This is a genomic window from Methylomagnum sp. (genome assembly GCF_054333355.1).
In genome coordinates this window covers 1-11,436 of sequence record NZ_JBTEKS010000117.1, presented here as the reverse complement: position 1 = coordinate 11,436, position 11,436 = coordinate 1, and the positions used below count along the sequence as shown (strand labels likewise).

The following is an 11,436-nucleotide window of genomic DNA, read 5'->3' as shown; positions in this document are numbered from 1 at the left end:
CCCGCCCGGAAGGCGGACCATCTCCGGGCAGTAGTCGCATTTAGCAGGCGCGGGCGGCGGCGTGTAGGGGGCGGGTTCGGGGCGCGGCGCTGGCGTGGGTGCCGGGGCTGGCTGCGGGCGGGGCGCTGGGGTAGGTGGCGGCGCGGGTGTTTCCAACCGCGCCAGCCGATTGCGGGCCAGCCCGGCATGTAGCCCCTGCGGATCCTGGCCCAGATAGGTGCGGAAATCCGCCGGGTCGGTGCTGTCCTTCATGTCATCCCAGAACCGTTGCTCGGCCTGCTGCGGGTTTATCTCGGGGCCGGGCTTGGGAGATTCACCGGGCAGAAAGTAAAACGCGCCCTCGATGGGCGAGTTGGAAATCCACGGCTTTTGGTTGCCGCCCGTGGCTTGCTTGACCTGCACCCCCACTTGATTGAACGCCTCCAGCAACGGCAAGCCCGGTTGCAGCAGCGTCTTCGCCAAGGCCGTCGTGTAAGGGCTGTGATCGCCCTCGCCATCGGCGGCAACATCGTCAGGCTCGGTGGCATAGGCGATCAACGTACCTTCCGGGGCTTTCATCCCTGACAAACCGCCGCCCGCCATCCGCTTGAGTGCCGGGAAGGGATTGTTGCGGCAGGCGTCCAGAATCACCAGATTCAGCCGACTGCCCGCGTTCTCCATCTGCTTCAACACCAGCTTGGCATTGACCATCTGAAAATCCACATCCGCTTTCTTCGCGGCAGCGGCGCTGACCGGAACCAGCCAGTTTTCCGAATCCACCTGCACCCCGTGCCCGGCGTAGTAAAACAGCGCCACGCTGCCCGCCCCAAGCTGGGTGCCAAAGGCTTGGATGGCCTTTTCAAAGTGGGCCTTGTCCAAATCAAGCTGAGCCTTGCCGCCGACCAGTTCAAAGCCCGCCCGGCGCAGGGTGTCGGCCATCAGTTGGGCGTCGTTGGCGGGATTGGGGAGTGTGGAGATATGGCGGTAGCCGCTGTTGCCGACCACCAAGGCGATGCGCTTGCCTTCGGTCTGGGCGGAGACCACTTGCAGATTGCGGATGCCGCCCGGCGGTGGGGTGCCGCCGCGCAGGGAGGTGAGGGGCGAGGTTTGGCACGCGGTTAAAAGGCCGGTGGCGAGGATCGACGCGAGCAGGATTGTTGTTTTCATGGGTGTGCCTGCGTTTTATGAAACAGCCTCGATCCGGGGCGAGGCGGAAAGCCGGGTTAAATCATTGCCATCCGATTCTATTTCAAAATAGATACGCCGTGCTGGGGAAGAAAAGGTGCTTCACCACAGACGGCGCACGCCATAGTCATCGAACAGGGTTTCGTTGCTGATGAGCCAGACGTTCTCGGCTTGGGCCTGGGCGATCAACATGCGGTCGAAAGGGTCGCGGTGCGGTCCCGGCAGGCCACCCGCCCGCAGGGCATGGTCGGTGCTGATGGCGAGCGGCGTGAAGCCCTGCTCGGCGAGGCACTCATGGTAGCGGGCGGCGACCTCCACCGCGCCCGGCAATTTGCCGATCCGTACCTTGGTGGCGATTTCCCAGGCCGAGGCGGCGCTGACCAGCACGATATGATCCGGGGCGGCGATCCACGCACGGGCGGTGGGGGACAGACTTTCGTCGCCATCCAGCCACCACAGCAGGGCGTGGGTGTCCAGCAGCGCCTTCATGCGGGGTCTTCCCAGGCGCGGAGTTCGTCGTCCGGCAAGGGCTCGAAAAACGCCTCGCCCACCGTCGCCCGGCCCCGCATCGCGCCGAATTGGCGGCCCTGGCCGGGGGCTTGCAGTGGCACGAGCTTGACCAGCGGTTGCTTGCCACGGGCGATGATGACTTCCTGGCCCGAGCAGGCTTGCTCGATCAACTGGGACAGGTGGGTTTTGGCGTTGTAAACGGTGTAGGTGCTCATGGGCGGACTTGACCAAGTGGGTTGGTCAGGCAGTATAGCGCGGGCGTTTGGGGGACGGATAGCGGGGACGATGGCGGCGGGTTATGGCTATCGCCAATGGCTGTGGGCTTGGTGTCGGTTATGGGGTCAGTTTCCGAAAATCGCCTAAGAGGCGGCGGCATCGCCGCGCCGCAGCGGTTTAAACATCATGGAATGAAATCTTCGAGACACGTCCCCACCCGTAAGCCGTCGATGGCCTGGAAATGGGCGTCCAGGCTCAGCAGGGCGGCGCCGTGTTCCAGGCTGCTGGCGGCGATCCACAAATCGTTGGTGGGAATGGGCCGACCCTTGCGGCGTAAGGCGGCATACACCACCCCATAGAGGTCGGCGGTCGCGGCGGTCACGGGGATCAGACTGACCCTGGGGGAGGCGAGAAACCGGGTCAATTCGGCCCGATTGACCGCTTCCTTTTGGCCGGCGGCGAATCCGGCCAGCAATTCACCCAGCACGGTGGCGCACAGCAACAGGCTGGGGGCGTGCTGCACGACCGCCACGACGGTCGGATCGCCGCGCTTGAGGGCGGTGTAGGCGTTGGTGTCGAGCAGGATGGGGCGCATGGATTAGGCCCATAAGGCCGGGTCGGTTTCCGCGAAGGCCGCGACATGGCGCTCAAAAGCTTCGGCGTCTGCGTCGCTCCAGGTGCCCGCCAAGGCGTCGAGATCATCGTATTGGCATAAACGTTCCCCCGCCGGGTTGGGGAGCGCCGCGCCTTGCCGCAGAAGCCGCAGCACTAGGCTGTTCAAGCTGCTGCCCTCCTGTTCTGCCTGGTGTTTCAAGTGTGCCAGGGCTTGGTCATCCAGCCCCCGAATGCTCATGCTGGCCATGCGTTCACCTTCTGAAAGCAAATTGAAAGCGCTTAGGATAGCAAGCGGGCGGGGCCGCATCTTGCCTGACGCGATAGGAACCGAAAAAAAAATCGCCCAAGGGGCTGCCGCCCCTTGGAACCCCGCTGAAAGAAAAGAAGAAAAAAGGAAAAAGACCAAAGAATACAGGAAATTAGTCCTGGGCAAGCCGAAAACCCAGGTAGAGGAAGCGGAAGTCTGGATCGTACCTGTAGCGGTCGGCGGAACGCACGTCAGTAGGACCGTTGAGCCAGGAACCGCCGCGAACCACCCGGCGGGCAGTGGCATTATTTGTGCATACCGACTCACTCCCGTCATAGCCCTGCTCCGTGTACGCCGAGCAGGTCCATTCCCACACATTGCCGCTCATGTCGTATAGTCCCCAGCTATTCCTCAGCTTCTGCCCGACCGGGTGGGTTTTGCTGCCCGAATTCTCATAGTACCAAGCCACCGGCCCCGGACTGTCGGCCCCGCAGTAGCGCTGGCTGCCGCCCACCCGGCAGGCATATTCCCATTCGGCCTCGATTGGCAGCCGATAGCGCCCACCCGTTAGCCGATTGAGCTTGGTGATATAGGTTTGCACATAGTCAAAGCTGATGCTTTCCACCGGGCAGTCGTCGCCACAATCCTTGAAAGCTGAAGGATTGCTGCCCATGACCGCCCGCCACTGGCCTTGCGTCACCTCGTATTTGCCCAGCGAAAACGCCGCCACCCGTACCCGGTGGCGGGGCTTTTCGTCGCTGCCCGCCTCCGGGTCGCTGGCGTCCGATCCCATCATGAATTCCCCGCCCGGAAGGCGGACCATCTCCGGGCAGTAGTCGCATTTAGCAGGCGCGGGCGGCGGCGTGTAGGGGGCGGGTTCGGGGCGCGGCGCTGGCGTGGGGGCGGGCTGTGGGCGGGGTATCGGAGCGGGTACGGGCACGGGCGTAGGCGTCGGCCCTTCCGCCACACACCCCGCAAAACAAAAATCCCCCTCCCCCAGCAACATGCCCTCCTGCCAAGGCGTTTGATCCTGCCCCGAAAGACTAATCACCTCCCGCGCCACCTTCTTGTGCATATCCTCGACCGTCAAGCCGGGCGTGCCGAGATGCTTCAACAAAGTGCCGGTGTATAAGCCATTCCGCCCGCTCGCATCGCTATCCTTGGATTTCGTATCAGGTTTGGCGGCATACAGAATCAACGTCCCGGCGGGCGCCTTCATCGACGCCAGCCCCGCCGTGTCGGAGCGGAAACTGCGCTCGAAGGGATTATTTCGGCAGGCGTCCAGAATCATCAGGTTCAGCCCGTTATGGGCGCTGTCCATCTTCGCCAAGACCTGATTGGCATCGAAGGCGCGGAACGGTACCTCGTCGTCCCGCCGGATGCCGGAACCCACCGGAATCAGGTAGTTCCGGTTGTTGACCTGCATCCCGTGGCCAGCGAAGTAAAACAGCCCCACCATCCCCGGCTTCAACGAGTCGCCGAAGTCGCGCACGACTTTATTCATCTCCTCCAGCTTCAGGTTGGGCTGGGCCTTTCCGCCGACAATCTCAAAACCCAGGCCAATCAGGGCGCGGGCCATGTCGCGGGCGTCGTTGAGTGGGTTTTTCAACGGGGCTTCCGGGTAATCGTCATTGCCGATGACCAGGGCCAGTTTGCGCCCCGTGGCGGCGACCGGCTCCACCACGAAATTGCGCTCGTCCGAGGCGGCACCCTGACCCCGCGCCGTCACCACGCCAGCCTTGGGCATTTGGCAACCGGCCAGGATCAGCGGGAGGCATACGCCCAAGCCCCACAGGAAACATTTGTTGTTCATATTGTTTTTCCTCGACTCATTGAGTTTTTTGACCAGACCCATTTGGTGGGCATGAGTACATGCCCACCCTACACTCAGGGCGTTTCCCGAACTTGAACCAGCGCCGCGCCATAGTCGCAGGCCGACCCGGCGCAGCCCGCCGCGCCCGCCGTGCTTTGCACGCCGCTGGTGGATTGGCGCGTGGTGGCGATGCTGCCGAAAGGATCGGCCTGGGTGGTGATTAAGCCGGAGAAATCACGCGGCTCCGGGCTGACCAGAACCAGCAAGTGATCCACCCCGGCCGGGCCCGCCGCCCGGAGCCGCCAATTCGGGCGGGGCAGGTCCAAGGTCTGCCCGGCGGCGATGTGGTTGTCCCGGTCCTCCCGGTTGGGAAACAGCACGTCGAAGGTGGTGCCGTCCGAGCCGACCATCAGCACAGACACATAGCCGGATTCCGCCGAAGTGACCCGGAAGCTCAGCCAGTCCTGGTTAATCCGCACGCTGTCCTGGGCCAACTGAACCTCGACCCGCCGCCGGGCGTCGCGGCTGTGGTAGATGTCCTGCAAGGCGGCCTTGGCATCGGGCGGCGCGGGCGCGGGGTCCGGGATAAGGTTATCGCTGAGATTCAGCACCGTGTCGCGGTTGCCGATGAGGGTGATGTGATCGGGTTTGTCGGGGGCCAAAAAGTCCGCCTGGCGGTCGAGATTGGCCTGAGCGCAATGCTGGATTTCCTTCGCCGTGAGACCGCCGCTGCCATCGCTGTCCGGGACGCCTTCTTCGAGGCATCGCAGCCAAGCCTGGGTTGCTAGGCTTCCCCCGTCAGTGGCGAATGAAACCTCATCGTCACGGGCGGCGGCAACATGGATGAAATTGTCCACCGCCACCCCCCATTTCGACTGCAATACCCTGTAATCGCGGGTGGCGTTCACCGGCTGGCTGCAATCGTCGCCGGGCAGATATTTGGGCACCGGCTTTGCATCGCCTTCCACGGCCTTGGGCTCATAGGCCCGCGAGCGGGCGCGGGTGGCGCCTCCGGAAAAACAGGCGTCCAGGAAGACGACGAGCTTGCGGGATTTTTCCGACAGTTGCCGCAGTTTCCCTTCCAATTCCTGGTCGGTAAAGGGCTTGCCATCATAGGTGACCAGCGATTCGGCGCAGCTCTGGCCCACCATGCGGCGGGAGCCGTGGCCGGAGTAGTACACGAACACGGCATCGTCCTCGCCCACCTTGCCCAACAAATCATCGAAGGCCCGGCGCGTGCCGGCCAGGGTCAATTGGCTGTCGCCGAGTTCGGTGATGCGGCTGTCCTTCACGCCCAGGTGGCGGGCGATGGTTCGGGCACGATCCCGGTCCTTGTCAATGCCGGGGAGGCGACTCTTGGGATCGGCGTAGTGGCCGATGCCCATGATCAAGGCGTGGGTGTCCGCCCTGCCCGGCGGTGGCATGACCGCCAGCCCCAGCATGACCAGTGTTCCCCATAGCCGCGTGTAAGATTTCATGGGACGCCCCTGCTTCATCGTTATTGTGGTGAGGGAATTTTAGGCTCTATTGACGTTAGCGCGAAACTCCCTAAAAACAGGCGCTTACGTTTTACTGGCTAGCAAGAAGCTTCATCAGCCGTATCGAGGGGGATTTCTTGGCTTCTTAGAGAGCCTCAATCCTCCTGGAAATCTTCCCTGGACTTTTGCACAGGGGGGAATTAGCCCGTAGGTTGGGTTCCGCGAGCGCTTCCCCCATCCTACAATCCTTTATTTCACAACTCCCGCAGCACCCGCATCGGGCTATTCCGCACCACGGGCCGGGTATTCCAATAGCCCGCCAGCCCGATGGCCAAAGCCCCCAGCAGCGGCGTGACCAGCCAGCTTTCCCAATGGAAATGCCAGTCCAGATTAAACACCCGGCTGTACAGAATCCACGTAATCGCCTCGGCCATGCCCGCCGCCAGCAGCCCCGACAGGAACCCCAGCGCCGAAAATTCCACCCACTGCGCCAACCGCAACAGCTTCCGGCTGGCGCCCATGGTGCGTAGCAGCACGTCCTCGTAAATCCGCTCGTCCAAGGTCGCCCGCACCGCCGCGAACAGCAACGTAAATCCCGCCGCCAACGCCATCACCAGCACGAATTCAATCGCCCGCGTGACTTGCAGCAGGATGGATTGGAATTGTTTCAACAGCCGGTCCACTTCCAGAATCGTCACGCCGGGGAAGGCTTTCGACAACCGCGCCAGGGCGGGCTTCTGGCCGGAGGGCAGATAGAAGCTGGTGAGCCAGGTGTGCGGGTGGGCGTCCAACACGCCGGGCGAGAAGATCATGAAGAAATTGGGTGCCATGGTGTCCCAGCGCACGCTGCGGGTATTCACCACGGTGGCAGCGACATCCTGCCCGCCGATGCTGAAACCCAATTTATCGCCCGGCACCACGCCCAGATTATCGGCCAACTCCTTCTCTATCGAGACCTCCGCCGACCCGCCGCCATGGTCGCTATCCCGCCATTGTCCTTCGATGAGCCGGTTGTCCGGCGGCAGCTTGTCGCTCCAAGTCAGACTCAACTCCCGATTGATGGCGCCTTCCGCCCGCGAGTCCTTGGAGACGATCTGGAACACGTCCTTCCCGTTCACCGTGACCAAGCGGCCCCGCACGATGGGATAAAGGGGCTGGCTGGGGATGGCCTCGTTCTTCAAGAATTCCCGGAACCGCGCCAGATCGGCGTCGAACAGGTTCAGGGCGAAATGGTTGGGGGTGTCCTCGGGGAGTTGCCGCTGCCATTCCTGCAATAGCTCGGTGCGGACCAACAGGCTGACCTGCATCGCCACCAGGGTGATGCCGAAGGCCAGGATTTGGCTCACGCCCAGCCGGGGCCGACGGGTCAGGTGTTGCAGCCCGAACCGCACCGCCAGCGGCACATGGGGCACCAGCCGCCGGGCCAAACTCAGCAGCGACAGGCCCAGCAGGCTGAACAGCGCCACCGACGCGCCGCCTATCGCCAGCACGGTGGCGGTCATTTTCCAATCCTGGGTATAGCGCCACAGCAAGGCGGCGAGGGCCAGCGTGGCGACGCCGTACACCAGCCACGCGGAGGAGGGCAGGGGTTCCAAATCGCGGCGCAGCACCCGCAGCGGCGGCAAGCGCTTGAGCCGGAGAATCGGCGGCAGGGCGAAGCCGAACAGGATCAAGAGGCCCGTGCCGGTGCCGAACAGCAGGGCGAACAGACCCGGCTCCACCAGCGAATGGGGCAGCAGGGCGCGGATGAAATACACCACGCCCTCCTGCAAACCGTAGCCGATGGCGCAGCCAGTCACGCTCCCGGCCAGTCCAATCAGCGTGAATTGCAGCAGGTAAACCCCCAACACCTCCCGCTCCCGCGCGCCCAGGCATTTGAGCATGGCGGTCATGTCGAAATGCCGCTCGGTGTAGCGGCGGGCGCTCATGGCGATGGCGACGCCCGCGATCAGCACCACGGCGATGCTGGTCAATCCCAGATAGCGCTCGGCGCGGGTCAGGGCGTTGCCCAATTCGGGGCGGTCCTCGTGGATGTCGGTGATGCGCTGGCCGGGCTGGATGTGTGGCTTAATCCAGCGCTTGAGTTCCAGCAGGGGCTTTTCCGGCCCGGCGAACAGCGCGTAATAATGCACATGGCTGCCGGGCTGGATGACGTGGGTGGCCTCCAAGTCCGCCTCGTTCATCATGACCCGTGGCGACAGGCTGTATAAATCGCCGCGCCGGTCTGGCTCGTGGGTGACGAGCTGGGTGACGCGCAGCGGCTTTTCCCCGACGGTGATTTCCCCGCCCAATGGCATGCCCAGGGACGACAACACACGCGGTTCCACCCAGGCTTCGCCGGGGGCGGGGATGGCGTGGGTTTCGGCGTCCGCCGCGAGGTCGCCGACGGTGGTTTTGACCGCGCCGCGCAGGGGATAGCCCGCCGTCACGGCCTTGACGCCCACCAGCAGCAGTTCGTCGCCTTCCACCAGCACGCTGGAAAATTCCGAGGTTTGGGAGGTTTGCAGCCCCAGCGTCCGCGCTTGGTCGAACCATTCGTGAGGCGGTGGCTGGTGGCCGTTGACGGACAGGTCCGCGCCCAGGAACTCCGCCGCTTGCAGGTTCATGGTGCGGGTCAGCCGGTCGCCCAGGAGGCTCACGGCGGTGGACGCGGCCACGGCGATGCACAGCGCGGCCACGAGGATGGTCAGTTCGCCGCTGCGCCAATCGCGGGCGGCGAGTTTGAAGGCGAGTTTGAGGAGGTTGCCCATGGGATAGTTACCTGGCATGTACGGGGTTCAAGTTGTGAGGGAAAAAAGGGACAACATCCTTCCAAGGGATGTTATCCCTCCGCCCTATCCGCTGAGTGGTCGAGGCATCGCGCCGATTCTCCGACATTAGAAAGCAGCCAGCTATAATCCGCTGGTGCGCCGGACAAAATTTCAAGGCGCGCAAGAGACTGGATCACCACCAAGGACAACCCCCGTGCCCACGCCCGATTGTTTGACTTCCCTGGAATTCAGCACGCTGTTCCAGAACGTCGATTTCAATAGCCTTCGGACTTTGCTGGAAGATTGCCCCCACCGCCAACTCGTCGAGGGCGAGGTGCTGCTTGAGCCGGGCAAGTCCAATCTCAATCTTTACATCGTCCTGACGGGCGAATTGCGGGTTTATGTCAGCAGCCCAACCCAGCCGCCGCACGCCGTGCTGGGGCCGGGCGATTGCGCCGGAGAGCTTTCCTTGATCGACGGCAAGGGCGCCACGGCCCTGGTCACGGCGGCGAAGGGCGCGGAAGTGCTGGTGGTCCATCACGATGTGCTGTGGGCGCTGGTGGATCAGTGCCATGGCGTCGCCCGGAACCTGCTCTACATCCTGTCCCGCCGTTCCCGCGACGATAAGCTGCGGTTGCTCAATGCCCAGAGCCGCAGCCTCAAACTGGAGCAAGCCGCCAATATCGACGCCCTGACCGGCCTCAGGAGTCGGCGCTGGCTGGAAGAGTATTACCCCATGGTCCTGAACCGCTGCCACTTGGACGGCTGCCCGTTGTGTTTGGTGATGGTGGATTTAGACCATTTCAAGCGTTACAACGACACCTATGGTCATTTGGGCGGGGACACGGTGCTGCGGGAAGTCGCCCGCCTGCTGGCCTCCCACCTGCGGCCCGACGACCTGATTGCCCGGTATGGCGGCGAAGAGTTTGTCATCCTGCTGCCCGGCACCGGTTTGGAGGAGGGGCGCACGGTCGCCGAGCGGCTGCGTGCCGCCGTGGCCGAGGCGGTGCTGATCTTGGCCGAAGGCAGGACGTCCGACACCGTCACCATTTCCTGCGGCTTGGCCGCGCTGGCACCGGGATTCAACCTCCCGCAATTGATCGAAGCCGCCGACGAGGCTTTGTACCGGGCCAAGCGGAATGGCCGCAACCGGGTGGAATTGGCGGTGGCGGGGCAACTGACCGCTCCTGCTTCGATACCTCAGCACGAGCGGTAAGTCGCGCTACTTATAAAAGGACGCCCTCATGCAAAGAAACCCAAGCTGGTCCCCGGAACGCCTCGCCGAGTGGGAAAAAATCCGCGTCCGGGGCGAGCGGCATTTCGTGTGGGCCTATGGCGTGCTGCGCTGGGGCGGGTTCATGTTCTGCTTCTCCCTGGCGGTGTTTCAATACTCCCATTTCGGCGGCGTGCTGAGCCTGGAAGGGAATTGGCTATTCCGCCTGCTACTGGCCGCCGTCACTTGGACTTTCGTCGGGTTTCTCTATGGCCGGTCGCAGTGGCGGCGCAACGAGCGGGAATATTCTATCCACTGCGGGAGCGGCCTTGGCCGGGACTAGCCTTCCCTGACAACCACCGTTTAATCGCGCCTAAAAAGGCGCTTCCACGGAACCGCCGCCGGGGGAACGGCCTCGCCGCCGGGCCGGTCTCAACAGGGAATGCGGCCCGTTGGAACCGCGCAGTCAGCCAACCACGGAAATGAATTCATGGACACGGACGGCACCCCCCTCGATTGCCTCATTATCGGCGCCGGACCCGCCGGATTGACGGCGGCCATCTACCTGGCGCGGTTCCGCCGGAGCTTCCAAGTGATCGACGCGGGCGCCAGCCGGGCCTCGCTGATTCCCCTCTCCCACAACTACCCCGGCTTTCCCGACGGCATCACCGGCGATGAGTTGCTGGCCCGTCTCCGCGCCCAGGCGCGGCGTTACGGGGCCGACATTGTGGCTGGCGCGGTCGAGCGCCTGGAAAAACGGGAGGGCGAAGGCTTCACCGCTTATGACGGGAACCGGCGAATTCAGGCCCGAACCGTCATCCTGGCGACCGGCGTGGTGGACATCGAGCCGGCCTTGCCGAATCTCACGGATGCCATCCGCGGCGGTTACGTCCGTCACTGCCCGGTGTGCGATGCTTACGAAGTCATCGGCCAAAAGGTCGCGGTCATCGGCTTCGGCAAGGGCGGGCTGGGCGAGGCGCTGTTTTTGCGGCGCTATACCGACGATTTGACCTTGCTGACGCTGGGCGAGCCGATGGCGCTGAATGCCGAGGATATGACCATTTTGAGCGCGGCGGGTATCCGCGTGATCGAAGCGCCATTGGTGGGGGTAGACATGGCGGGCGGAAAAATCAGCGCCCTGCGCACCGCCGGAGGAGGGCGGCATTGTTTCGATACCGTGTATTCGGCGCTCGGCTCCAATGTGAGGTCGGGGCTGGCTTTGCCCTTGGGCGCGGAATGCGATGGGAAGGGGCATCTGCGGGTGGATGACCATCAGCGGACCCGCGTTCCCGGCCTGTATGCCGCCGGGGATGTGGTTTGCTCCCTCAATCAAATCAGCGTCGCCACGGGGCAGGCGGCCATCGCGGCGACGACCATTCATAACAGCCTGTAGGCGCGTTAAAAGGATGCGTGGAATGTGGGAGCGGGGG

Annotated in this window: 11 protein-coding genes; 3 read left to right on the top strand and 8 right to left on the bottom strand. The window is 63.6% G+C overall.

Annotated features, from left to right (window positions below):
* The 8 genes from ACXWUF_RS10890 to ACXWUF_RS10855 form a co-directional block, all read right to left on the bottom strand.
* Positions 1-1,146 (bottom strand): caspase family protein (locus ACXWUF_RS10890; protein WP_458494703.1); only part of this gene is annotated, 1,146 nt, incomplete at its 3' end.
* Between the two features lie 120 nt (positions 1,147-1,266).
* Entirely contained in the window at positions 1,267-1,653 is a 387-nt protein-coding gene (locus ACXWUF_RS10885; RefSeq protein WP_458494702.1) for a type II toxin-antitoxin system VapC family toxin, read from the bottom strand.
* Positions 1,650-1,889, bottom strand: a complete 240-nt coding sequence (locus ACXWUF_RS10880) for a type II toxin-antitoxin system Phd/YefM family antitoxin (protein WP_458494701.1) — start codon at positions 1,887-1,889, stop codon at positions 1,650-1,652. Before ACXWUF_RS10880 ends, ACXWUF_RS10885 begins: the two co-directional genes overlap by 4 nt.
* Positions 1,890-2,074: 185 nt before the next feature.
* Entirely contained in the window at positions 2,075-2,485 is a 411-nt protein-coding gene (locus tag ACXWUF_RS10875) for a PIN domain-containing protein (RefSeq protein ID WP_458494700.1), read from the bottom strand.
* A 3-nt stretch (positions 2,486-2,488) separates the two neighbouring features.
* Positions 2,489-2,752: a FitA-like ribbon-helix-helix domain-containing protein gene (locus ACXWUF_RS10870; protein WP_458494699.1), complete on the bottom strand. Its 264-nt coding sequence runs from the start codon at positions 2,750-2,752 to the stop codon at positions 2,489-2,491.
* 172 nt (positions 2,753-2,924) lie between these two features.
* Complete coding sequence (locus tag ACXWUF_RS10865) at positions 2,925-4,565, bottom strand: SUMF1/EgtB/PvdO family nonheme iron enzyme (RefSeq protein ID WP_458494698.1); 1,641 nt, start codon at positions 4,563-4,565, stop codon at positions 2,925-2,927.
* 74 nt (positions 4,566-4,639) lie between these two features.
* On the bottom strand, positions 4,640-6,043 hold the full coding sequence (locus tag ACXWUF_RS10860) for a caspase family protein (protein WP_458494697.1): 1,404 nt from the start codon (positions 6,041-6,043) through the stop codon (positions 4,640-4,642).
* 254 nt (positions 6,044-6,297) lie between these two features.
* Positions 6,298-8,793, bottom strand: a complete 2,496-nt coding sequence (locus ACXWUF_RS10855; protein ID WP_458494696.1) for an ABC transporter permease — start codon at positions 8,791-8,793, stop codon at positions 6,298-6,300.
* Positions 8,794-9,007: 214 nt separating this feature from the next.
* Between ACXWUF_RS10855 and ACXWUF_RS10850 the strand changes: the two genes are divergently transcribed.
* The 3 genes from ACXWUF_RS10850 to ACXWUF_RS10840 all read left to right on the top strand — a co-directional run bounded on the left by ACXWUF_RS10850 (position 9,008) and on the right by ACXWUF_RS10840 (position 11,399).
* Complete coding sequence (locus ACXWUF_RS10850) at positions 9,008-10,009, top strand: GGDEF domain-containing protein (protein WP_458494695.1); 1,002 nt, start codon at positions 9,008-9,010, stop codon at positions 10,007-10,009.
* Positions 10,010-10,037: 28 nt separating this feature from the next.
* Positions 10,038-10,349, top strand: a complete 312-nt coding sequence (locus ACXWUF_RS10845) for a hypothetical protein (RefSeq protein WP_458494694.1) — start codon at positions 10,038-10,040, stop codon at positions 10,347-10,349.
* 147 nt (positions 10,350-10,496) lie between these two features.
* Positions 10,497-11,399 carry an NAD(P)/FAD-dependent oxidoreductase gene (locus tag ACXWUF_RS10840; RefSeq protein ID WP_458494693.1) on the top strand — a complete coding sequence of 301 codons (903 nt, stop codon included), beginning with the start codon at positions 10,497-10,499 and terminating at the stop codon, positions 11,397-11,399.
* Positions 11,400-11,436 lie beyond the last annotated feature (37 nt).